This window comes from Acidovorax sp. Root568, assembly GCF_001427445.1.
Taxonomy (GTDB): Bacteria; Pseudomonadota; Gammaproteobacteria; order Burkholderiales; family Burkholderiaceae_C; genus Acidovorax; species Acidovorax delafieldii.
This window is the reverse complement of the sequence record NZ_LMGP01000018.1, coordinates 470,699-495,137: the sequence shown is the minus strand read 5'-3', so window position 1 is coordinate 495,137 and position 24,439 is coordinate 470,699. Positions and strand designations below refer to the sequence as shown.

Here is a 24,439-nt window from a genome sequence, read left to right as displayed (position 1 = left end):
GCATCATTGGGCTCCCCGGGTCTGCCAGCGCGCCAGGCGCAGGTCTTGCAGTCCTGCTTGCTGCAGGGCCTGCCGCACGGCCTGGTGGGCAGCAGCGTCGCCCGACTGCTCAGAGGTCTGCAGTGCAAGCCACCAGTCGAGTGGCTCTTTTTGCAGGGCAAGGTTGGTGCGGGCCGCCTTCCATGCGGCGGCGGGTTGCCCCTGCAACCACAGCGCCAGCAAGGCACGCTCCCGGGCGTGGGCGTCCAGCCCCTCACCGCGCGCCGCGATGGCGGCAAAACGCGCTGCCAGGTCGCGCACCAGGGGCTGCCACGCGGCGTCCCCCATCAGCCGCAGGGCCTGCGCGCGCCGCAGCAGCACGGAGTCGCTGTCGGGCTGGTGCCTGAGCACCTCCAGTGCGGCGCTCGCACGATTGCGGCGCAACAGCTGGTCGGCATAGGCCAGCGCGGTGTAGCCGTCGGGGGCATCGGCCAGGCTGCGGCGGTAGGCCGCGTCGGCAGCGTCATCGCGCCCTGCGCGCTCTTCGCTCTCGGCCAGCAGCGACCCGATCCAGGCCCGCTGGGCAGCATCCCCCGCAACCTGCTGTCGCAGTGCGGTGAAGCCATTGCGCGCGGCATCGTGCTGGCCTTGCAGTGAACGGGTTTCAAGCAGGCAGGCGGTGGCATACAGCGCAGCACCGTGGCGGGCTACGTTGCGGCAGGCGGCCTCGGCGGCCTGATAGCGCGCGGCCACACGCTCCAGCGTGGCCAGCGTGAGCCAGCCCTGCACCTGTGCGGGGTTGGTTTGCAAGGCGCGCTCCAGCGTGGCGCGCGCTGCTGAAAATTCATGGCGCCCTTGCTCTACGGTGGCCTGCAACACCAGCAGATCGGCCGGGGCATCCGCCTGGCCCCACCAGCGAGCCAGGGCCGCCTGTGCCCGGCCCAGGTAACGCGGGTCCGCCGTCTCGCGTGACAGCGTGATCCAGCGCCGGGCCGTGGTGGCGGCGGCCTGGGGCGTGGCGGGGGCTGCGCTCACACGCTCGGGCAGACGCTCGACCACATCGGCATTGAGGCCGGGTGGCAAGTCCTGCGGCAAGGCCGCCAGGGCCGTGCCCGCCCAGAGCACCAGGCACAAGGCCACGCACACACAGTGATGAGGTTTCTTCATGGGCTCGTGACAACAGCGGATATCGAAAGAGACACATCACCCACGCACGCCCTGGCCACACCCCTTCAGGGCGCAGCCAGGACATCGCGCGAGGGTCAGAGCCGCGAATCGGGCTCTTCAGCCTCGGTGCTGGACAGCACCAGCTGGTCCACCGCCTGAGGCTCGGTGGTGTCCGATGCGCCGCTGGCCACAATGGGCTGCACATACTCGAACGCGTTCACCATCACCGGGCCCCCATTGCCAGGGTCTGCCGTGTTGTCGCCGCTACCGCCCCCGCCGCAACCGGTGATGGCCAATGCCGCCACCGAAGTAAGGGCCAGGTGCTGAATCCGAAGGTTCTTTTGCATGGTGTGGCTCCTTCGGATCAGAAGTTCTTGGCACCGGGCAGCGGTGGGTTCACATACGGAAACGCCGTACGGTAGTCCGTCGCCTTGGTGCGCGAGCCGTCCACAAACGCTACCCCTCCTGCCGGGGCATCCCCCGGCTTGCAGCCCACTTTGAGCGTGTCCGTGGCACCCGTCACCGTGCACAGCGCACCCATGGCCACGCGCAGCGATACGTCCACCACGTCGTCGCCCAAGCGGCGGCCGTTCGGGAAGCCGGCCGCGTCCCCTGCCACCACCCCCAGCGAGTTCTGCGCAGCCGCAGCCGTGGCGGCAATGCCGGTGTTCAAGCGCAGCATTTCGGCCAGGGGGCCGCCTGCGCCCAGGCCGGTGATGTTGCCAGGGCGATTGACGGTGGGCAGCCCCGTGAGGAAGGCCGTCATCAGGTCGGTGCGCGGGAAGTTCGTGGGTGCCTTGGCGCCAAACAGCGTCTCGACCAGCGCGGGCAGCGTGGGATGCGTTACGTAGTCCGCAAAGTTGGCCGCATCATCCTTGGGCTTGGACGCGTTGAACTTGTCCTTGTCCTTGAGGCCAATCACCACCTCGTTGACCAGCGGCATGCCCAGGCGCGAGACCTGCGTCCATGCGCCACCGGCCTTCTCGCTGGCCTGCAGGCCCGAGTCTGGCTTGCCATTGAGCAAGCGGGCCTGGCGCAGGCTGGCAGTGGTCCAGCCGCCAATGACCTTCTCGCCCGATGCCGCCGTGAGGCAGTTGGTGGGCACTTCCACCGCGAGCGACGTCACGTTCTTGTTGGCAATCTGGCCCGCGCCGAAGGCCGCAGCATTCGACTCGCTGGTGATGACGGCGGCAGGTGCATTCACCAGATCAAAGATGGTGCCCAGCGACACCGGGAACGGGTCCTGCCGCTGGCCCACAAACACCTTGCCGGGGGTGGCGCAGCCGGGGATGTTGATGCCATACACATACTTGCCGGCATAGGCGTCGTAGGCAGCCGCATTGCCCAGCGATTTTTCACCGATGTAGTCGATGGGCTTGGTAAAGGTGGTGCCCCCACCGGCCATGGTGATCTGCTCGCGCTTGCCGGTACGGCGGTCACCGCGCACGATGAACATCTCGTACTCTTCACGGTATGCCAGCGGGTCGCCCGCTGCGCCGCTGATGCCACCGGCGTTGCGCAGCGGGATCGCCACCTTCTTGCGAGCACCATCAGGACCGATATCGAGCGTGATGCCGTTGCCACCATTGTTCAGCGTGTTCTTGAAGCGGAACTGAAAGGTGATGTCCTCCGCTGCGTCGCCGTTGTTGTCGATGTGGATCTCGTACAGCGCATTCGAGTCCAGGCTGAAGTAGTTGGGGCCGCCATAGGCATCCTGCAGCGGCAGGTAGTTGGCGATCATGGTGACAAAACCCGCTCGACCCGGTTCGTAGCTGTTGAACAGGTAGAAGTCACTGCCGTCAACCTTGGGCTGGGTCGTGATGAACGGCGCCTCGCGGTGGCTGGACGCCAGACTGACGCCCGCTGCGCTGGCAGCCAGAACAGCCAGCACGGCCAGACTGATTTTTTTCAATGGCATGGGGATCTCCTCGTAGGTGGATGGTGGGGTGCCAAGCACCCCACCTTGAATACGACGAAGAGAAACCCGTGGATTCAACGGTGGCGACTATTCTTTTCTTTTGCCACCGGTTCTTCCAGACCTGTACGCCACCGCCTGGAACCCGGGTGTCAGGTGGCCTTGCGGATCAGAGTGCCCTTGAACAGCACCGGCCCGGTCGGGCCTGTGGCGCTGGGCACACCCCCCTTGGGCTCCAGACTGATGGCCAGCGTGGGGACTTCTTTCACATCGCCCTCCTGGGCCACCAGCTTGAGCAGCTTGTCCTGCCCCAGCACGCCCAATGAGCGCGGGCCGCCAGCGGGCGGCAGCGCCCACAGTTGCAAGGACTTGTCCGCACCCTCCTGGAAACCGCCCACGCGCTGCAGCACGAGCTGGTTGTTCTTGGGGTCGAACGTCACCAGCATCGACGCGTCGGCCTTGTAATCGGCCAGCACCGCCACGTACTGGATCTGGGGTGTGGCTTGCAGTTGTTGCTGCAGTGCGGCGATCTGCGCGCCGGTGGTGGCACGCAGGCCACCATTGACCTGAACGCCCACCACCACAGCCGCCAGCGTGGCGATGGCGCCCGCAGCCGCCGCACCGCGCCACACCAGCAGGTTGCGCCACCAGCCGCTGGGGGCCTCTGCGGCCTGGTGCACACGGGCAGCCTGCATGGCAGACGCAGCCCGGTCGGCCTGCACCAGGTTGTCGATGCGCGTCCACACGGCGGGCGCGGGGTGGATGGCGGACTGCAACTCGGTCAGGCCGGACCAGCGGGTCTGCCAGACCAGCGCGGCAGCGCGCACGGTGGCGTGTTCGCGGGCCAGGCTTTCAAATCGGCGGCGGGCGCCGCCACGCAGTGTGCCCAGGGCGTAGCTGGCAGCCAGGCGGTCGAGCAGTTCGGGGTGTCGGGTAATGTTCATGGCAACCTCACGCAAAACGCGCCATGCAGGTGCGCAGCTGTTCCAGGCCCCGGCGGATCCAGGTCTTGACGGTGCCAAGCGGCAGCTTGAGTTGCTCGGCCAGCTCGCCGTGGCTCTGGTCGCGTAGGTAGGCCAGGCTCACTACCTCGCGCTGCTTGTGATCGAGCTTTCCCAGACAGTGGTGCAGCGCAAAGGCCTGCTCGCTGGCATCGGCGGCGTCCATGGGGTTGGGCGTATCGCCCTCCAGCGTCTGCGCCATCTCGTCATCCAGCTCGTTCATCAGATCGGACCGGTCGGTGGTGCGCTTGCGCAGGGCATCCAGCGCCCGGCTGCGCACGATCAAACCCATCCACGCCATGGGCGGACTCAGCGATGCGCGGTAGTTGCCCGCGCCGCGCCAGATGGTCAAAAACGCCTCCTGCAGCACATCCTCCGCCGCATCGCGGTTGCGGACGATGCGCAGGGCCAGGCCAAAAAGCTGCGACGAGGCGCGCTCGTACAGCTTTTTCAGCGCGGAGTCGTCCTGCGCGGCGATGCGGTCTAGGAGGTCCATCAGTTCACGGTCTGGGTGGAGGGTGCTCATGCGCCCATTCTCGGGGATTGGTTGGGTGGGAGGTGCCTGCGGGGCTTTGCTGTGTGTGAATACGCCACTGCAGGCACTTTGGATGCAGCCGGGCACAAAAACAGTGCCCTGGCTCGGCAAATTGGTGTAGTCGGGGTATCGGGCACTCCAACCGCGACGGGCATGAATCCAGGCGGCGGGATCGTCCGTACTGCAAGAGTCACCTACGCCCACAACGCTTGCGCTTTCCACCCCATGCTGCCCGTCATGCCTCTGCCTCGCCCACTGTTCACTGTTCATTGGGTTGCCGTTGCGGCCACCTTGGTGTGGGGGGCCCACAGTCCTGCTGCAGCCCAGTCGGTGGAGCGTGGCGCTGCGCTGTACGCGGCGCATTGCAGCAGCTGCCACAGCCCGGACCAGCACGGAGACGGCCCGGCGCACCGGGGCGTGGTGGGGCGCCGCGCGGGCGCACTGAAGGATTTTGACTACTCGCCCGCGCTGCGTGCAAGCAAGCTGCTGTGGACGCGTGCCACGCTCAAGGCCTGGCTGACCGACCCCGAGGCACTGATCCCCGGCCAGGGCATGGACTACCAGCTCGACGATGCGCAGGGCCGCGAGGACGTGGTGGCCTACCTGGCCACGCTCAAACGCCTGCCGGCGCCGACGACGGCCGCGCGGTAAAGGGCTTTCAGCCGCTCAGGCCGTGGGAAAGGTACCGGGCAGCAGGATCGACGAATCAACGTTGTTGATGTTGGTATGGCCACAGAACGCCATGGTGATGTCCAGCTCTTTCTGGATGATCTGCAGCGCACGCGTCACGCCCGCCTCGCCGTAGGCACCCAGGCCGTACAAGAAGCTGCGGCCGATCAGCGTGCCCTGCGCGCCCAAAGCTCGGGCCTTGAGCACGTCCTGCCCGCTGCGGATGCCGCCGTCCATCCACACCTCGATGTTCTTGCCCGCTGCTGCGGCAATGCCTGGCAGTGCGGCAATGGAGGATGGCGCGCCATCGAGCTGGCGCCCACCGTGGTTGCTGACGATCAGTGCGTCGGCACCGCTGTTGACGGCCAGGCGCGCATCTTCGGCGTCCATGATGCCTTTGAGGATCAGCTTGCCGCCCCAGCGCTTCTTGATCCACTCCACATCGCCCCAGTTGAGCTGCGGGTCGAACTGCTCGGCCGTCCACGACGACAGCGACGACAGGTCGCCCACACCCTTGGCGTGGCCCACGATGTTGCCAAAGCTGCGGCGTTTTGTGCCCAGCATGCCCATGCACCAGCGCGGCTTGGTGGCCAGGTTGATGAGGTTGGCGATGGTGGGCTTGGGCGGGGCCGAGAGGCCGTTCTTGATGTCCTTGTGGCGCTGGCCCAGGATCTGCAGATCGAGCGTGAGCTGCAGCGCCGAGCAGTTGGCCGCCTTGGCGCGGTCGATCAGGCGTTCGATGAAGTCGCGGTCCCGCATCACATACACCTGGAACCAGAACGGGTGGCGGCCCGTGTGTTCGGCCACGTCTTCGATGGAGCAGATGCTCATGGTCGAGAGGGTGAACGGGATTCCAAACGCCTTGGCCGCCTTGGCCCCCAGGATCTCGCCGTCGGCATGTTGCATGCCGGTGAGGCCGGTGGGTGCAATGGCCACGGGCATGGCCACGTCCTGGCCCACCATGGTGGTGCGGGTGGTGCGGCCTTCCATGTTCACGGCCACGCGCTGGCGCAGCTTGATGCGCTGGAAGTCGCTCTCGTTGGCGCGGTAGGTGCCCTCGGTGTACGAGCCCGAATCGGCGTAGTCATAAAACATGCGCGGCACACGGCGCTGGGCGACGGCACGCAGGTCTTCGATGCAGGTGATTTTGGACAGATTGGGCACGCAGGCTCTCCAGGATGGGGAATGCGCCGAATGGTAGGCGGTGGCGCGGGGGCCAGCCATCAAAATTTTTTCGACGGCTTGCAACAAATTTCCAGCGACGGACAGTGCCGTGCCACCCGGACGCCCGACACCAGCAGGTGGACTACTGGGCCGCGGCCACTTGAGAGGGCTCGGGCAACACCACCTCGGGATCGGCATCCGGGCCCTGGTACAGCATGAAGCGCATGCGCCCGCCGCGTTTGGCCGCATACATGGCGCCGTCAGCATGGCGCGACAGCTCATCGAACGTGCTGCCGTGCTGCGGGAACAGCGCAATGCCGCCGCTCACGCCCACCCGCACCGGCTGCCCAGCCAGATCAAACGCTGCGTCACAGGCCGCCAGGATCTTGCGCGCCACCAGGCAGGCGGGCTCCACCCCATCCAGCCCCGGCAGCAGCACCACAAACTCATCGCCCCCCTGCCGGCACACCGTGTCGGACGCACGCACCGCTGCCTGCAGGCGCTGGGCAAACTGCACCAGCAGGACATCGCCCACATCGTGGCCCAGGCGGTCGTTGACTTCCTTGAAGCCATCGAGGTCCAGATACATCACCGCCAGAGACTTGCCGTCACGCCGTGCCTGGGCCATGGCCAGATGGGCGCGGTCCTGCAGCAGCACGCGGTTGGGCAGGTCGGTGAGCGCGTCATATTGCGCGAGGTGGGACATGCGCTCGGCCATGGCCACGGCCTCGGTCACATCGCGCAGCACCGCCACCGCGCCCGTCACCGCGCCATGGCGGTCGGTGATGGCACTGGCCGTCTCCTCCACCTGGAAGCGCTGGCCGCTGGTGCGGTGTACCAGCACGCCCCGCACGGGCTCTGTGGCCGCGCCTTGCTGAATCGCGGTGCGCAAGGTGTTGGGCAAGGGTTCGTCGTTGTCGGGGCAACGCAGGCTGACCACTTCGTCTGCGTTGTGCCCGGCCGCATCAAACGCCTGCCAGCCCGTGAGGCGTTCGGCCACGGGGTTGAGGTAGGTCACCATGCCTTTGGCGTCCGAGCAGACCACGGCATCGCCGATGGATTGCAGGGTGAGGCGTACGCGCTCTTTCTCGTCGAACAGCTCGTTCTCCATGCGCTTGCGCTCGGTGATGTCCGTCACCTGCACAAAGAGCCCGGTGACCACGCCGCGCGCATCGGTGTCAGGCAGGTACGAGACGATGCTGTGACGCGGCTGACCCCGTGCGTCCTCGTCGGTCCGCTCAAAGCGCTGTGGCATTCCTGCCAACGCCAAGTCGTAATTGGGCTTGCTGGCCGCGTAGCGGGCCTCGCTGAGCAGCTCGCTGATATGGCGGTCCCGCACCGGTGCCGGGTAGGTGCCGAACTCCTCCAGCGCCGCACGGTTGGCAAAGCGGTTGTGCATGCTGGCATCCCAGTAGGCAATCATCGAGGGCACGTTGTCGAGCGTCGTGCGCAGATCGTGTTCGGCCTCGGCCAGGCGCGCGGACACCTGCTGGCGCAGCAGGAGCTCGCGCACAAACATCAGTGCCAGCCCCAGGCTCCCCAGCATCAGCAGCACGGCAAAGCCGCCCAGCACCCAGGCACTGCTGCTCCACTTGGCCAGGATGGTCTCTGTGGACTGCGCCACGTTCAGAATCAGCGGGTAGTTGCCCACAGGCCGGAAGGAGTAGAGGCGCTCCACGCCGTCGAGCGCCGCCTTGCCCACAAAAGAACCCGTGCCCTCCTTCTGAAAGCGCAGCAGGTTGGGGGTGCCGGCAATCGTTTTGCCCACATCCGAATCACCGTACGGGAAGCGGGAGATCACCACCCCGTCCTGACGGAACATGTTGATCCCGCTGTTGGGGCCCAGGTCCAGCGAGCCGAACAGTTCGTTGAAGTAGCTCAGGCGGATGGCGCCGACCACCACCCCGGCAAAGCTGCCGTCTGCGTTGTAGTAGCCCCGCGAGATGGGCAGGATGTTCAGGCCCGTCACCCGCGAAGGCACAGGCTTGCCGAAGAACAGCCCCTGTTCGCCCCGATCGCGGAAAGCCAGAAAGTAGTCGCGGTCGGCAAAGTTGACCCGGCGGGGGGCATTGGAGCCCGAGTCCAGGATGACGTTGCCTTGCGCGTCCAGCACCAACACATCGCCCGCGCCGCGCGCGCGCAGCGAGTTGTCAAACACCACCCGCGAGCGCAAGTCGGGGGGCAACGCCCACACCTCGGGGCGCGACACCTCGCGGGCCACGCCTTCCAGGGATTTATCGAACGAGTCCAGCGACCAGGCCAGGCCCTGCTCCAGGGTGCGGGCCAGGTTGGCGTTGGTTTGCACCGCGTAGCTCCACTCGTCGTTGCGAATGGTCCAGATGGTGCGGGCGAACAATGCCCCAATACCCAAAGCCACCAGCAAAGCCAGCCAGATCAGGCGGTGAGAGAAAAACTGGCGAAGCGAGGGCATAGAGATAGTTTGTAACTATTTTAAACAGTCACCTGAACCGGGACTTGGCCCGAATTCACACCGTATTCCTCGGATTTGTCAGCGTCAATGCGCACCTGCCCGGGGGGGCGCCGCCACCACACCGGCACCACGCACCTCCAGCCGGACTTCGTCCAGCACCTTGCCCTGGGCATCCGTGATCTGCACGACATGCCGCCCAGGCCACGGCATCCAGGCCACCCGAGGCCCCCGGCCCAGGGTTTTGCCGTCCAGCCGCCACTGCACGGCATCGCCCGTGGCGGTGAACTGCAGGCGCTGGCGCATCGGCGGGATGTCCGGGTCCAGCGCGATCACCGTGCCGGACGCCGGGGCGGTGATGCGGGCAGAGGCACCGGCAGGAGGCGCCGTAGGGGTCGAGGCAGCGTTTTTGGAGAATTTTTGGCCGGATGCGCTAGTGGAATATGGCTCGGAAGCTATCGAATCAATAGCAAACAAAGACTGCTGCGTGCCAGGCACAAACCATTCGTCGCGCGCAGCCTCCAGTGGCTGGGGCACGCCTGCAGAGGGCGGCTGGCCCGGACCAAACCGCACAGCCGCCCTGACCAGGCCCCCAGGGGCCTTGGGGGCCCGGCTGGGCTCGCGGGCGTGCAGAAAGCCCATCACCGCTGCCCAGATGGGCGCTGCACCACTGGTGCCGCTGACCTCGTGCATGGCCGCACCACTGGCATTGCCCACCCACACACCCACCGTGTAGCGCTCGGACCAGCCCACCGCCCAGTTGTCGCGCATGTCCTTGCTGGTGCCGGTTTTCACGGCCGTCCAGAAGCGGGTGGCCAACACGCTGTCGGTGCCGAAGGTGCGGGCGCGTGCATTGCCGTCGGACAGGATGTCACCCACGATGTAGGCAGCGCGTGGGTCGATGGCCGGGGCCGCGGCGCTCACCCGCCCGCCATTGGCGAGCGTGACTGCAACAGGACTCGCCCGCCCGCCGTTGGCGAGCGTGCGGTAGGCATTGGTCAGGTGCAGCAGCGGTACCTCGGGGCTGCCCAGTGCCAGGCTGTAGCCAAAGTAGTCGCCACTTTCGCGCAGCGGCAATCCCATGGCCCCGAGCTGCCGGTGGAACGCATCGGGCGTGACCATGACCAGCGTGCGCACGGCGGGCACGTTGAGCGACGCCGCCAGTGCCGTGCGCACCGACACCCAGCCCTTGAACTGGCGGTCGTAGTTTTGCGGAATGTAGAGCCCGCCCGCCGTGGTGATCTGCGCGGGCGAGTCCTCCACCAGCGAGGCTGCCGTGAGCCGCCGTTCGGCGATCGCCTGGGCGTACAAGAACGGCTTGAGCGTGGAGCCCGGCTGGCGCAACGCCAGCACCCCGTCGACCTCGCTGGCCTGGCTGAGCTGGCCGGATGACCCCACCCAGGCCAGCACCGCGCCCGTGGCGTTGTCCAGCACCAGTACCGCGCCGTCTTCCACATGGCGCCCGCGCAACTCGCGCAGGTGCTGCTGCAGGCTCTGCATCGCAAAACGCTGCAACGGCGCGCGCAGGGTGGTGGCCACCCGCTCGGGCACAGCGCTGTCCTTGTCCCGCTGGCGCAGAAGGTAGCGTGCAAAGTGTGGCGCCACACCCTCGCTGGCATCAAAAGCGCGGCGTTGTAATGCAGCCGTGGTGAACAGGTCCAGCGCGTCGCAGTCCACGCGCACCGCCGGTGCAGCGGGCGAGGCGGGGGTGGAGGGGCGTTGCTGCATGTCGCGCAGCACGCCGCAGGCACGCTGTGCCACCAGCGCAGGCCTTGCGTTGGGTGCGCGCACCAGGGCCGCTGCCACCGCGGCTTCGCGGTCGTCCAGGCCGTGGGCCGCCTTGTCAAACAGAGTGCGGCTCAGGGCATCGATGCCCACCAGCTCGCTGCGAAACGGCACCAGGTTGAGGTACGCCTCCAGGATCTGGTCCTTGCGCCAGCGCCGGTCCAATACCTGGGCGGCCACGGTCTGGCCGACCTTCTGCACCACCGTGCGCCCCCCGGGGCCCTGGCGCCAGTCCCCGTCCAGCAGGCCCGCGAGCTGCATGGTGATGGTGCTGGCCCCGCGTGTGCGCTGGTTCCACAGGTTGCCCCAGGCGGCGGCCGACGCAGCACGCCAGTCCACGCCGCTGTGTTCAAAAAAGCGCTTGTCCTCGCTCAGCACCAGCGCCTGGCGCAACGCGGGCGACACATCGGCCAGTGGCACCCACTGGCCACGCCGCACGGTGGCGTCGGTGCGCAAGCGCTGCAGCACCTCGCCTTCGCGCGAGAGGATCAGGGTGTCCGAGGGCTTGAAGTCCGCGCGCACCTCGTCAAACGTGGGAATGGCCCAGGCGCCCGAGGCGCAGGCCGCCAGCACCAGAGTGGTGGCCTGCGTGCGCATGCGCAAGGTGGGGAAGGAAGCGAAAGGAAGGAACACAAACACACAGAAATGAAAGCACTATCAGCGCGCTGCGCGCAGGCGCACGGCGTCGCACCAGCGCTGCGCCACGCCCGGCACGGTGACACACACCGCGTCGTGCGTGGCGGTGGTCACAGCGCGCTCCAGCAGCTGGATGTCGGCCTCGTGCTGGCGCGCCACATGCGGGTCCTCAAAAAAAACGGCGCGGTGGCAACGACGCTCCAGCACCAGGTCGGCAATCTGCGCATCGCCACCCAGCGGCCCGCTGTTAAAACGCTGCACCCAGGGCTGCCCTTCGGGCCAGCCGTTGCTCCACGCCAGGGCGTTCAGTCGCTGGCCCGTGGTGCCGGTGGCCACCCGATGGCGAAACTGCGACAGCACATCAAAGTTGCGATCCGCAAAGTCGAGCATGGCCTGCTTGCACGCGTCGTGCGCAATCAGGGCCAGCGTCTGGGTGCCATGGTCATGAAACCGGTCGGCCTGTGGATCGGGCGGCAACCCGGCGTGGATGCGCTCCATCTCGATCCAGTCGCGCGCGCTGGCCACGGTGGAGAGAAACGGCTTGCCGTGGATCACACACTGCCGCTTGAGGGCCAGCGCCTCGGGGAAGATGGAAGAAGGGTCCACGGGGTCGGTGAGGTAGATCGCGCCATCGAGCGTGCGCCCTTCCCCCATGCCCACCACCTCTGCCACCACTTTCATCAGCCCACCGTCGCGCCCGTAGGGATAGCGCACCAGCGGCCGGTACCCCTGCAGCATGCCCGCAGCGACGATGGCATCGTGCGTGCGGCCCACGGCGTGCAGCCCCAGCTGCAGTTCCCGGATGCCCGCCTCGCAGGCGCGCAGCCAGGAAAAGAGCGCCGCATCTTCGGTGTGGTGGTGCAAGCGGTTGGCAGCGAGACCCAGGATCATGGTGGGTTGACTTTCTGAAAGCGAAGGGATCTGAACATCGTAAGCGCCTCACGACTCAACGATCGGAGTGCTCCCGGTCAAACCGCCCCTCGGCCTCGGTCAGGTGGCGCAGCAGCACATGCGAGATCAGGTTGACGCCGATACCGCCGAACACCACCGGCAGCAGGTACAGCGCAATCGTCAGCTCGGAACTGAACCACACATCGTCGGCCAGCGACGGCGTGCTCTTGGCCTGTGCTGCCATGGACTGCAGCAGGTACACATCCACCCCCGCGATCAGCACCAGGGCCACCCCAAACCCCAGCACCGCCCAGCGCGAGATCGACCGCGTGACCAGCAGCAGCGCATAAATGCCCACCGGCAGCACCAGCGAGAACCCCACCAGCAGCCAGAACCGCAGCTCCAGGAAGACGCTGAGGCTCATGGCATGCGTACCTGGGGTGGGCAATGGGCAAAGCTGTGCACGGCTGCGTTATGACGAAGTGGCGTTGGGGCGTCGCAGCTTATTTGGCCACCTGCACCTTTACCCGTGCGTTGGGCGACTCGCCAAACATCTCGGGCGCATACATGGCCTCGACCCGGCTCGGTGGCAGCGCAAAGTCGCCCGCGTTGTTCAGGCGCACGGTGTACTCCATCTTGACGATGCCCTTGGGCAGGTACTCGTAGTAGCTGCGGAAGGACTCAAAACTGCGCTCCTCGAACGCGGGCCAGCCGGCGCCGCTCTTCTTTTCGCCCTGCGTGGCGATCTCGGAATCGCGGCCCAGGCCGCTGCCCAGGATGGTGGCGCCACCCGGGATGGGGTCGGTGATGGCCACCCAGGTCATGTCGGCCGTGGCGTTGACCTCCAGCGTCACCCGCAGCACGTCGCCCCGCGTGTACTGGCCGGCGGGCAGCGACTTGTTGGCCTGCTCCACCGGGGTGATGGTCTTCTTGATCGCATAGCCCGCCGCGAACGGGGCCTTGAGATCAATGGCCGCCACCGACTGCAGCGTGAGCCAGGGCTTGCCCGGGCCCTGGTGCGTGACGGCCAGCTGCTCCTTGCCGCCCGCCTTGCCCGCAGCACTTGCCCAAGGCAGGAACATGCCGTTGTTCTTGAGGTTGCCGGGCGATGCGGGTGCACCAAACCAGGTGATCTGGTTGGGAGCGCCGGTGGCGTCCGACGCCTTCACGCGATCAACCTTGCTCCAGTCCACGCTGGCGGTGTTGCCACCCATGCTGGCCTTGGTGGTGCCCGACACGGGTGTGGCCTCGAACTTGGCGCTGAATTTTTCCAGCGCCAGGCCGCCCCACAGGTTGGCGGTGGTGGTGTGCCAGGCGCCTGCCTGCTGGCGGCTGATAAAACCGTTGGCCAGGCGGCCCATGTCGTCCTTCCAGGCCGGGTCGTCCATCACGGCCAGCATCAGGCGGGCAGTGTTCACGTCGCCGTTCTGCATCAGCCACCACCAGTAGTCGTCCTGCTCGTTGCTGAAGATGAGCTTGGTGCCCTGGAACGACAGGCGGCCGCGCAGGATCTGCATCGCCTCGGCCAGGCGCTTGTCGCGCTCGGGCACATCGGCCACGCGCTTCAAGACATTGACCCAGTCGATCACCGTGTGGGTGGGCCACTGGTTGGGCGCGATGGTGATGCTGCTTACCATGCGGCCCTGGGCCTTGCCGTAGCGCGACAGCGCTTCGAGCGCAGCCACCTTGCGCATGTCCAGGTCCTTGCGCGGGCTCCAGAAGTTGCGCTGGATGCGGCCTTCCACAAACGCGATCAGGCCACGCTCCATGGGCGCGCGGGCCTCGTCGGGCAGTGCAAACGCGGGGTTGATGCTGGCGGCCTCGTGCGTGGCGGCCAGCACATAGGCCGTCAGGGTGTCGCTGCCCCGGTTGGCGTCGCCGTCGCGCGGCGGGAAGTAATTGGCCAAGCCATCGCTGTCGAGGTAGGTGGGCAACTGCGCCACCACGGTCTGCCACAGCGCGCCATCACGCAGGCCCACGGCCTTGCTGGTCTTTTGCTCCAGGCAGGCAAACGGGTAGCGCGCCCACCAGTCGCGCACGCCGGGCAGGCCTTCGGCCAGCTTGGGCTGCAGCGACATCTTGAGGCCGCCCCGGCCGGGCAATGCGTCGGCAGGTGGGTTCACATCGAGGTTGTAGCTACCGTCCACCTGCACCAGCGTGGCCTGCTGCACCGTGAGCGGCACCGCCTGCACGATGCGCTGGCGGGCCTTGAGGGCGTCGCGGGCACCACTGACCTGGTCCTTGGCTTCGATCTCCCACAGGATGGCCTCGGCGCGCGTCTGCGCCAGCTGCGCTGGGGCCGTCACGTCCCAGGCCACCTCACGCGCCTCTCCCGCCGGGATGTCGATGGTCTGCGGCTTCAGGTCCAGCAGCGTAGCGCGTGGTGCCACCTCCACCTTCATGGCGGCCTTGGTGGTGTTGCGCAGCGTGATCTGCGCGCGGAACTGGTCGTCCTCACGCACCAGCGGCGGCAGGCCGCTGATGATCTGCAGGTCCTGCGTGGCGCGGATGCTGGTGCTGCCCGTGCCAAACAGCCCGGTGGACGCATCGGCCACCGCCACGATCTTGAAGGTGGTCAGCGCATCGTTGAGCGGCACGGTGACCTTGGCCTGGCCGTTGGCGTCAAGCTTGAGCGCGGGCTCCCACAGCAGCAGCGTGTCCAGCAGCTCGCGCGTGGGCGACTTGCCCCCACCGCCGCCGGCGGGCACGGCCTTCTTGCCGTAGTGGCGCCGGCCGATGATTTCCATCTGCGCGGTCGATGTCTCCACACCCCAGCTGCGGCGCTGCAGCATGGCTTCGAGCAGGTTCCAGCTGTTGTTGGGCATCAGCTCCAGCAGCGCCTGGTCCACAGCGGCCAGGGCCACTTCGGCATTGGCGGCGGGCTTGCCGCCGGGCAGCGTGGCGGTGATGGTGACCTGGGCCTTGCCGCGCACGGCGTAGCTCTCCTTGTCAGCCTGCACCTTCACATCGATCTGGTGGGCCTGCGTGCCCACGCGGATTTCGGCCACGCCCAGGCGGTATGCGGGCTTGGACAGATCCACCAGCGCCGTGGGCGCCTGGTATTCCTTGCCTTCGTACCAGAACGAGGTCCACCACTCGCGCGGCGCCTTGAAGCCCCAGGTGAAGAAGCTGTACCACGGCACTTCGCGCAGGCGGCCCCGCAAGGCCAGCACGCTCACGTACACGTTGGGTCCCCAGTCGGGCTGCACCTTCAGGCTCACCGTGGGGTCCTGGCCGTTGAGCTGCACCACCTGCGTGTCGATGATGCCCTCACGCTCCACGGCCACCAGGGCCGTGGCAAAGCGGAACGGCATGCGCACCTGGAACTTGGCGGTCTCGCCGGGCTGGTAGCTCTTCTTCTCGGCCAGCAGATCGATGCGGTCATGGTCTTCGCCGCCAAACCACAGCTCTCCCTGGCGCGTGACCCACACCGACGAAGCGGCCACGCTGGTGTTGCCGTCCTTGTCCGTGGCCGTGACCACCAGCTCCACCTCGCCCGCCTCGTCGAGCTTGGCCTCGCAGAGCAACAGGCCTCGCGCGTCGCTTTTGCCGCTGCACAGCGTGCCCAGGTCCTTGGTATCGGTCTGGTTGTCGTAGCTGTAGAAGCCACCCACCATGCGCTTGCGCGTGGTGGTGGTGATGCGGGCCAGGGCCTGCACCTGCAGCGCGGTGTCGGCCGCCGGCTTGCCGTTGTGCTGCAGCGCCAGCGCCTGGAAGCGGATCTTCTGGCGCGCAGACACCCAGCCTTCGGTCTTGATGCCCGCCACCACACCGGCGGGCCACAGCATCTGCGTGCTGCGAAGGGTCTGCACCTCGCCATTGGGGTCGGCGTAGGTGGCCTCCAGCAGCAGTTCCTGCGGCTGGCGGGCCTGGGGGACATTGTCGATGGTGACCTTGCCCGCACCGTTCTTGTCGAGGGTGAGCGGCAGCTTGTCGGCAATCACGCGTGCATCCTGACTGGCGGTGGCCTCTTCGTCGTCGCTGTTGGCGTTGCTCTGCTCGCGCTTGCGGGGCGGGTTGAAGCGGAAGGTATCGTAGTCGCTGAACTCCAGGGACTTGCCGCGCACCAGGGCCGACACGCGCACCGGCAGGTTGGCCGCGCCGCCACCGGCCACGTAGTTGATCTGCACGTCGGTGGGCACCGACCGCACGCGCACCAGTGCCTTTTTCTCGACCGGGGCGATGCGGCCTTCCAGCACGGGCAGGCGGAACTCCTCCACGCGGAACGAGCCCGACGCTAGGCTGCCATTCACCGTGCCGTTGCCCCCCAGCTCGACCTGGTACACGCCCAGCTTGGCAGCGGGCGGAATCGCAAAGGTGCTTTGCGCACTGAGCCCCCCGGTGGCCGTGCCGCGCCACACCAGGGGTTGGGTGAACTGCTGGCCGCTGCCCAGGTGGGTGATGACAAGGGTGTCGGGACGCGATGCCGACAGGGCAAAACCCTGGCGCGTTTCGGCGCGCAGCAGGTGCTTCATCGACACGGTTTCGCCCGCGCGGAACAGCGTGCGATCGAAGATGGTGTGGACGCGCTCGTCCGGCGAGGGTGCCCGGCTGGTGGGCACATTGAAGCGCCAGGGCTCGATGCCCCGCTGCCAGTCGCTCCAGGTGAAGGCCATGTCCTCCACGCCATCCACCCCCTTGTGGCGCGCGCTCACAAAGTACGACTGGCCGACCTCGTCCTCAGAATTGGAATTGCAGCCGGGCGGTTCGGACGAAAGGCCCTCCACACGGGCAATACCCTGTGCGTCGGTCACGGCCTGCGCCAGTTCGTTGCCTCGGCAGTCCGACACGCGCACCGTGGCGCCCTGCACGGGCTGGCCCTTGTCCAGCGTGGTGACCCAGGCCATGGCGTTTTCGCGGCCCAGCTTGAAATGCACCCCCAGGTTGGTCACCAGCGCCGAGGTGCGCACGTACATCGTGCGGCCTTCGCCATGGCGGTCGTCCAGCAGCGAGGCGCCGAGCTTTTGCGACGCGATCTCCACCACATGGAAGCCGGGTGTGAGCGGAATGCCCACCACCTCGAACGGGCGCGGGTCGTTGCTCGATGGCTTGGGCAGGTCCAGCGTCTTGACGCCGCCCTTGCCTGCCAGCAGCGACAGCATGCGCGACTGCACGTATTCCTTGTCGTCATCCAGCACCTTGGGCAGGGGGCCGGTCACGTCCTGGCGCGCCTGCTTGCGGTTGACCACGTAACTGTCGTAGCGCTGCACCTTGCGAAACCAGGCAATGATGTCCGCGTCGGTGCGGGGCTTGAGCGTGCTCACCTTGCCCGCCGGTGCGGTGGCTGTCGCAACACCCGCTTGCAGGCCCTGCACGCGCAGGGCAGCCTCCACGTTGCGCAGCGTCACGGGCAACAGCGCAGGCGGGTTGTCCGACGCGGGGCCTTCGGCAAAACGCTCCACGATGCCAAATGGCGCCGCTGCAAACTTGGCCAGCGGCGGCATGCCGCCAGTGGACACTTTGAGCGGGAAGTTGTCCGCATTGCGCAGCGCGCGGCCCGAGGCGTCCTTGAAATCCTTGGGCAGCTCGATGGTGAAAGCGGTGTTCTCGGCCAGTGGCGCGTTGAACTGCAGGCTGTTGACCAGGGCATCGGCCTGGGCACCTTCTGCGCCGCCATCGATCTGGGGCTTGAGGGTTTCCTTGGCGGACTTGAGGCGAATGGCAGCCGCCAGCTTGCGCGGCACGGGCGCGTTGAACGACAGCATCATCGGCCGGATCGGCAGGCAGGCCGCCTGGGCGTTTTCGCGCTCGCAGCTGAACTCGGCCGAGAACGGCTCACGCACCTTGAAGTCAAAGCGTTTTTCCACCGTGTTGGCGACTCCGCTGGGGGTGGCCACCCCCTTGCCGAACACGATCTGCATGCGCGATCCCGAGGTGAACCGGCGGTTGCAGGCCAGCGTGGCAAAGGACAGGGGCTCGCGTGCTGCGTCTTTCTCCAGGCCCAGGCCCTTGAGGATTTCGGCGCGCTGCGCCCCCTCGATCAAACGCACGGGGATGCGCTCGCCCACGCCTTCGGCCGTGCACCACACGTTGCTCTGCACGCTGGCCGTGGTGGCAGGACCATTGAGGAACAGCACAAAGAACTGCTCTTCGTCGATCTGCTCGTAGGTGCTGGGGCGGAGGTTCTGCACAAATGGCCCACCGCTATTGAACTGATAGCTCTTGGCGCCCGTCAGTTCTGCGCCAGCGGGCGATTTGAAGCCCGGCTTGACGCTGGCGGTGCAACGCACGCCTGGCGGCAGGTCGCGCTCGAAGTCAAACACCCACTCGCGCTCGCCAGTCCAGCGGCCCGTGCCCTTGGTCACACTGGCGTCACTGCAGCTCAGGCTCAGGGGTGCGGTCGCCTTGGGGTCCCCAAAATTGACCGCTGCAGCGTCGAACTTGGCCACCACCTGGCGCACGCGCGCCACCTCGCCCTGGGGCGAGAAGCTGGTGATCTGCAGGGCCTGGGCCCCCCAGGCCACCAGAGACAGGCTGGCGGCCAACATCCATTTTTTTGCGTTCACGCTATCCCCTCCGAAGGAACCAGCAAGCGTAACAAAGTGCCATGTCGCCCGGGTGTGTGTTGCAAGCACTTACGTATCGGCCGGGCAAGCCGTCATCACCCGCGCCCGACGACGCGCCGATGGGGCCATGTCCTACCCGCTGGGAACGCTCAGCGCCCAAAGATGGTGGCTTCCTTTTACCCCACGCACCACCCAGGAGCGCCCATGGCACGACCCCCTACCTCGCGCAGCGCGGCCCACAAATCGCCGTCTGCCCTGCCTTCTTCCACCCAGTCCGATAACTTTCGCGGCAACGCGGGCGAGCTGCAGCAACAGGCGGGCGGCAAACACCCGGTGCTGACCACGCAGCAGGGTATTCCGGTTGCCGACAACCAGAACTCGCTGCGCACTGCGCCGCGCGGGCCCACGCTGCTCGAAGACTTCATCCTGCGCGAGAAGATCACGCACTTTGACCATGAACGCATTCCCGAGCGCATCGTGCATGCACGGGGCACGGCAGCCCATGGTTTCTTTGAACTCACGCACTCGCTCAAGAAGTACACCACCGCCAAGGTGCTGACCGACATCGGTGTACAGACCCCTGTATTCACCCGCTTTTCGACCGTAGCCGGGGGCGCAGGCTCGGTGGACACGCCGCGCGACGTGCGCGGCTTTGCCGTCAAGTTCTACACGCCCGAAGGCAACTGGGACCTGGTGGGCAACAACATCCCCGTGTTCTTCATCCAGGACGCGATGAAGTTCCCAGACCTGGTGCACGCCGTGAAGATGGAGCCCGACCGGGGCTTTCCGCAGGCGGCCAGCGCGCACGACACCTTCTGGGACTTTGTCTCGCTGATGCCCGAAACCCTGCACATGGTGATGTGGGCCATGAGCGACCGCACCATTCCCCGCAGCCTGCGCATGATGGAAGGTTTTGGCGTGCACAGCTTCCGCCTGCTGAATGCAGCGGGCGAGAGCACGTTTGTGAAGTTCCACTGGCGGCCCAAGCTGGGCATCCAGTCCACCGTGTGGGACGAGGCCGTCAAGCTGCAATCGGCCGACAACGACTACCACCGGCGCGACCTGTTCGAAGCCATCGAGGCGGGCGACTTTCCCGAGTGGGAGCTGTCGGTGCAGCTGTTCACTGAGCAGGATGCCGAACGCTTCCCGTTTGACCATCTCGACCCCACCAAGCTCATCCCCGAAGAACTGGTGCCCCTGCAGCCCATTGGCCGCATGGTGCTCAACCGCTGGCCCGACAATTTTTTTGCCGAGACCGAGCAGGTGGCGTTCTGCCCCGCCAACGTGCCGCCCGGCATCGACTTCAGCAACGACCCCCTGCTGCAGGGCCGCCTGTTCTCGTACCTGGACACACAGCTGTCGCGCCTGGGCGGGCCCAACTTTGCGCAGATCCCCATCAATGCCCCCAAGTGCCCGTTCCATAACATGCAGCGCGACGGGCACATGCAGATGCAGGTGCCCAAGGGCCGCGTCAACTACGAACCCAGCAGCCTGCAGCCTGACACGCCCCGCGCCTCGCTCGCGCAAGGCTTTCGCCACTTCGCGCAGGCCGACGATGGCGTGAAGGGCCGCGTGCGGGCCGAGAGTTTTGCCGACCACTACAGCCAAGCGCGCATGTTCTACCGCAGCCAGAGCCCGCTGGAGCAGGCCCACATGGCCTCGGCGCTGGTGTTCGAGCTGTCCAAGGTCGGCACACCCCATGTGCGCGAAGCGGTGGTGGGCCATCTGCTGCATGTGGACGCAGACCTGGCCCAGCGCGTGGCCGACGGCCTGGGGCTGCCGGCACTGCCCCCTGCCCCGGCCACCACCGAGCCGGTGCAGGACCTGCCCCTGTCGCCCGCCCTGCGCATCATCGACCGCATGAAGCCCACGCTGCAGGGCCGCTCCATCGGCATTCTGGTGGCCGACGGCTCCAACGGCGCCTCGGTGGCCAACCTGCGCAAGGCGCTGGAGAAAGTCGGCGCCACCGTGAAGATCGTGGCCCCCAAGGTGGGCGGTGCCGTGCTGAAAGACGGCACGCTGCTGCCCGCCGATGGGCAGCTGGCGGGCACACCATCGGTGGTGTTTGACGCCGTGGCCTCCATCCTGTCGCCCGACATGGGCGCACAGCTGGCCAAGGAGGCGGCGGCCGTCGACTGGTTCCGCGACGCGTTCGGCCACCTCAAGGCCATTGCCGCCTGCAAGGGCACGCGGGCCATCCTGCAGGCCGGTGGCATCGAGCCCGATGCAGGCGTAGTGGACCCGGCCGACGCCCAGGGCTTCATCGCCGCTGCCCAGATCCGCCAGTGGGAGCGTGAACCCAAAGTGCGCACCCTGGCCTGAAGCCCCACCTTTTCGTTCACCCCACCACCCCAAGGAGCCCCCATGCCCAAAAGCCACTACGACAGCCATCAACTCGACGACCTCGTCCTGCAGATGATGGAGACCGAACTCGGCGGCGAACAGGTGTACCGCACCGCCCTCACCTGCGCCATCAACCCCGACCTGAAGAAGGAATGGCAAGGCTATCTGGAAGAAACGCTGGCGCACCAGAACGTGGTGCGCGGTGTCTGCGATGCGCTGGGCCTGGACCCTGATACGCAGTCGCCCACTCGGGCCGTGGTCAAGCACATTGGCACGTCCCTGGTGCAGGCGATGCAGCTGGCCAAAAAGTCTGGCAGCCCCGACGCTGCACAGCTGGTGGCCTGCGAATGTGTGGTGCACGCGGAGACCAAGGACCACGCCAATTGGGAGCTGCTGGGCCAGGTCGCCAAGGTGGCCACGGGCGATGTGGGCCACACGCTCAAGGTAGCGCACAAGGCCGTGGAAAAAGACGAAGACCACCACCTGTACCACACCAAAGGCTGGTGCCGCGAGCTGGCCATTCAGGCCCTGGGCATGCCCGCCGTGCTGCCCCCGCCAGAGGAGGTCAAGAACGTGGAGACCGCCATTGGCGCATCGCGCGCCGAGCAGCAGCGCACGGCCATGCTGTGACTGGGTTGCGGGGCTGCACGACGACAGGCCCCGTGGCAGCAAACGCTCCTAAAAATATAGCTGCAAGCGCTTTATGCACTAGCGCCTGCAGCTATTTTTGCTTGATTTCCATGCAAAACATGCTTCTCAGGCCAAGGGCGGCGGGGTCTCCTGCGGCAACTCTGCAGCACCGGGGGCTTCGGCCAATGTGGCCAGCCCTTTGCCGCTGCGCTTGCTGGTGTACAGCGCCCGGTCCGCCCGGTCCATGAGCGCGGGCATGGATTCCACAGCAGGGCCCTGGAACAAGGCGACCCCAACGCTTGCGCCGGTCAGCACGTGTTGGCCACTGTCGAGTCCGATGGGCGCCACCAGCGCTGCCAGCACCTTGTGGGCCAGTTCCATGGCGGCCTCCGGGGACGCCACAGCGTTCAGCACCAGGGCAAATTCGTCGCCGCCCAGGCGGGCGGCGGTGTCATTGGCACGGGCCAGCCCGGCCAGACGCTGCGCCACACGCACCAGCACCTGATCGCCGCTGCCGTGCCCCAGGCTGTCATTGACCGCCTTGAAACCATCCAGGTCCACCAGCAGCAATGCGCCCGCACGGTGGTCACGGTAGGCCGTCAGCACCGCCTGCGACAAGCGGTCTTCAAACAGGCGCCGGTTGGGCAGCCCCGTCAGGCGGTCATGGCTGGCCAGCGCCAGCACCTGCTGGTGGGCGCGCACCAGCCGAGCGCTCAACAGCCCCAGCACCAGCGCGGGTGCACGGCCTGCAGCCCCCCACCCGCCCGTGGGGACCGCGCCCAGGATCCAGCTGCCGCCACCCGGCAAGGGCACATCGAGCGTGGCCGGCTCCTCGTCGAACAACTGAGGGCGGCCGATGAACACCGCGCCCTGCGCGCCCATGGCGTCCAGGCCACGTGCCGCCACCTGAAAACCCATCTGGTCCGAGTTCAGGCCCACGTCGGCGAACAGGGTGTCGGCATTGACGGTGAGCGACACGATGCCCCAGTAACGGGGCCCACCCACCGGTGCACGCCCCGGCGGATGCGCCAGAAACACCGGCGTGCGGCTGATGATGCCGAGCCCGCCTTGCACCAGCGGAATGGGACCTGCAACGACGGTGCGGCGGGTCTGGATGGCCCGCTCCACCGCACCACGCTGCTGCGGGTTGTCCAGGTACCGCAGGCCAATCGCTCGCTCATTGCCCACGCGCGGGTACACATCGCTGATGACGTTGTCGGGCGCCAGAGCCAGGTTGCGGATATTGCGCTGGTGCTCCAGCAGGCGGCCCACCACGGTGGCAAAGATGTCGGGCGACATGCTGCCTTGTGCGGCAATGAAGGCGGATACCGTTTCGGGCACCGACAGCGTGCTTTGCAATTGCCTGTCCAGGCGGTCGCGGATCTGCAGCAGGTGGCTTTGCGCCTGCGCAGCAATCTCGGCCCGCGCCTTGGTGTGAGAGACGTCGATGACCACCCAGGCCAGCAAGGCGGCCAGTGTGCTGCTGCACACGCCCACCGCGAGGGGCAGGTACCGGTGATGGATCCAGTTCGAAGGGAGGCGGCTGGTGGGCATGAATGAGGTCCGGGATGGGTGCCGGATGGTGCCATGGTCTGTGCAGACCGGCCAGCACCGACTGCGCAGGGGCTGGCCGCTTTGGAGACACCCCGGCCGGTCGGTGAGACGGCCCCTTGTGGCTACGGCCCCACGGCACGGACAGCACGGACCATACGCACAGCACGCACTGCCGGTGATGCGAATGCGGAGGGGGGGCTGGGGTCAGGCGGCTTCGCAGCAGCCCTCCCCGTCCTTTATTGCGCTACAAACCCGCTGGTCTTGATGATGCGCGTCCAGGCCTCGGTGTAGGCCTTCTCGCGCGTGGCCAGCTGCTGGGGCGACATGTAGCCCACTGTGAGGCCCATGGCGGTGAGGTGCTCGCGCACATCGGGCTGGGCCACCACCTTGGCCAGCGCGTTCGAGAAGTCGGTGATGAACTTTTGCGGTGTGCCGGTGGGTGCGTAGATGCCGTAGTACGGCAGGTCTTCAAAGCCCTTGAGACCCATCTCGTCGAACGTGGGCACGTCGGGCATGGAGGCCTGGCGCTTGGTGCCCAGCACGCCTACCACGCGCACCTTGCCGGCCTTGTGGTTTTCCATGAAGTCCTGCACCGAGGCCACGCCCGCGCTGATCTGGTTGCCCAGCATGTCAGCCATCATGGGGGCGCTGCCCCGGTACGGTGCCGAGACCAGGTCCAGCTGGTACTTTTGCCCGACCAGCTTGACCAGAAACTCTGGAGTGGAAGCTGGCGCAGGAATACCCACCGCGCCCTTGCTGCCACCGGCCGTCTTGACCCACTGCACGTATTCGGTGAACGACTTGGCCGGCGTACCGCCCGACACGGCAAACGCATTCACAAACGTGGCAAAACCGCCCACCGCCACAAAGTCGCGCGCGGGTTCGTATCCGGGGTTCTTCACCACCTGGGGCAGGATGGAGATGGTGTGGTCGTGCGTGAGGAACAGCGTGGTGCCGTCGGGCGCCGAGGCCTTGAGTGCCTGCGCGGCAATCTGGCCGCCCGCGCCGGGGCGGTTTTCGACCACCACAGGCTGGCCCAGCTCATCCTTGAGCTTCTCGGACAGCGTGCGCGCAATGGCGTCCGTACCGCCGCCGGGCGGAAAACCCACAAGCAGGCGGATGGGCTTGGCCTGCTGGGCGGACGCCAGGCCCACGGCCAACGCGGCCCCCACAAAGGCACCAATGCGCACAAGGCGGGACAGCAGGCTGCGGCGGGAAGTTGTCATGAAAAAGCTC

At 66.9% G+C, this 24,439-nt stretch carries 16 protein-coding genes; 3 read left to right on the top strand and 13 right to left on the bottom strand.

What is annotated here, in order from left to right:
• Positions 1-3: 3 nt before the first annotated feature.
• The 5 genes from ASD75_RS20040 to ASD75_RS20020 form a co-directional block, all read right to left on the bottom strand.
• Complete coding sequence (locus tag ASD75_RS20040) at positions 4-1,146, bottom strand: hypothetical protein (RefSeq protein ID WP_156379466.1); 1,143 nt, start codon at positions 1,144-1,146, stop codon at positions 4-6.
• 95 nt (positions 1,147-1,241) lie between these two features.
• Positions 1,242-1,493 carry a hypothetical protein gene (locus ASD75_RS20035; protein WP_056061227.1) on the bottom strand — a complete coding sequence of 84 codons (252 nt, stop codon included), beginning with the start codon at positions 1,491-1,493 and terminating at the stop codon, positions 1,242-1,244.
• A gap of 17 nt (positions 1,494-1,510) precedes the next feature.
• Positions 1,511-3,064, bottom strand: coding sequence for a DUF4331 domain-containing protein (locus tag ASD75_RS20030; protein ID WP_056061224.1), 1,554 nt, complete (start codon positions 3,062-3,064; stop codon positions 1,511-1,513).
• 149 nt (positions 3,065-3,213) lie between these two features.
• Positions 3,214-4,005 carry an anti-sigma factor domain-containing protein gene (locus ASD75_RS20025; RefSeq protein WP_056747528.1) on the bottom strand — a complete coding sequence of 264 codons (792 nt, stop codon included), beginning with the start codon at positions 4,003-4,005 and terminating at the stop codon, positions 3,214-3,216.
• A gap of 7 nt (positions 4,006-4,012) precedes the next feature.
• Positions 4,013-4,588: an RNA polymerase sigma factor gene (locus tag ASD75_RS20020; protein WP_056747526.1), complete on the bottom strand. Its 576-nt coding sequence runs from the start codon at positions 4,586-4,588 to the stop codon at positions 4,013-4,015.
• A gap of 246 nt (positions 4,589-4,834) precedes the next feature.
• Here ASD75_RS20020 and ASD75_RS20015 point away from each other — a divergent pair, with 246 nt between their 5' ends.
• Positions 4,835-5,248, top strand: coding sequence for a cytochrome c family protein (locus ASD75_RS20015; protein WP_225580903.1), 414 nt, complete (start codon positions 4,835-4,837; stop codon positions 5,246-5,248).
• 15 nt (positions 5,249-5,263) lie between these two features.
• Here ASD75_RS20015 and ASD75_RS20010 read toward each other — a convergent pair whose 3' ends face one another.
• The 6 genes from ASD75_RS20010 to ASD75_RS19985 form a co-directional block, all read right to left on the bottom strand.
• Complete coding sequence (locus ASD75_RS20010; protein ID WP_056747524.1) at positions 5,264-6,430, bottom strand: alpha-hydroxy acid oxidase; 1,167 nt, start codon at positions 6,428-6,430, stop codon at positions 5,264-5,266.
• 142 nt (positions 6,431-6,572) lie between these two features.
• Complete coding sequence (locus ASD75_RS20005; protein WP_056747523.1) at positions 6,573-8,861, bottom strand: diguanylate cyclase domain-containing protein; 2,289 nt, start codon at positions 8,859-8,861, stop codon at positions 6,573-6,575.
• 84 nt (positions 8,862-8,945) lie between these two features.
• Positions 8,946-11,240, bottom strand: a complete 2,295-nt coding sequence (gene pbpC, locus ASD75_RS20000; protein WP_056747522.1) for a penicillin-binding protein 1C — start codon at positions 11,238-11,240, stop codon at positions 8,946-8,948.
• 60 nt (positions 11,241-11,300) lie between these two features.
• Complete coding sequence (locus ASD75_RS19995; protein ID WP_056747521.1) at positions 11,301-12,170, bottom strand: methylglyoxal synthase; 870 nt, start codon at positions 12,168-12,170, stop codon at positions 11,301-11,303.
• 55 nt (positions 12,171-12,225) lie between these two features.
• Positions 12,226-12,594: a hypothetical protein gene (locus tag ASD75_RS19990; RefSeq protein ID WP_056747520.1), complete on the bottom strand. Its 369-nt coding sequence runs from the start codon at positions 12,592-12,594 to the stop codon at positions 12,226-12,228.
• A gap of 79 nt (positions 12,595-12,673) precedes the next feature.
• On the bottom strand, positions 12,674-18,658 hold the full coding sequence (locus tag ASD75_RS19985; protein WP_056747519.1) for an alpha-2-macroglobulin: 5,985 nt from the start codon (positions 18,656-18,658) through the stop codon (positions 12,674-12,676).
• A gap of 222 nt (positions 18,659-18,880) precedes the next feature.
• On the opposite strand from ASD75_RS19985, the gene ASD75_RS19980 reads away from it, so the two are divergent.
• Positions 18,881-20,998 (top strand): catalase, encoded by a 2,118-nt coding sequence (locus ASD75_RS19980; RefSeq protein WP_056747518.1) that lies wholly within the window; start codon positions 18,881-18,883, stop codon positions 20,996-20,998.
• Positions 20,999-21,040: 42 nt separating this feature from the next.
• Complete coding sequence (locus ASD75_RS19975) at positions 21,041-21,649, top strand: hypothetical protein (RefSeq protein ID WP_056747517.1); 609 nt, start codon at positions 21,041-21,043, stop codon at positions 21,647-21,649.
• Between the two features lie 126 nt (positions 21,650-21,775).
• Here ASD75_RS19975 and ASD75_RS19970 read toward each other — a convergent pair whose 3' ends face one another.
• Complete coding sequence (locus ASD75_RS19970; RefSeq protein ID WP_056747516.1) at positions 21,776-23,203, bottom strand: diguanylate cyclase domain-containing protein; 1,428 nt, start codon at positions 23,201-23,203, stop codon at positions 21,776-21,778.
• A gap of 236 nt (positions 23,204-23,439) precedes the next feature.
• Positions 23,440-24,429: a Bug family tripartite tricarboxylate transporter substrate binding protein gene (locus tag ASD75_RS19965; protein WP_056747515.1), complete on the bottom strand. Its 990-nt coding sequence runs from the start codon at positions 24,427-24,429 to the stop codon at positions 23,440-23,442.
• Positions 24,430-24,439: the final 10 nt, after the last annotated feature.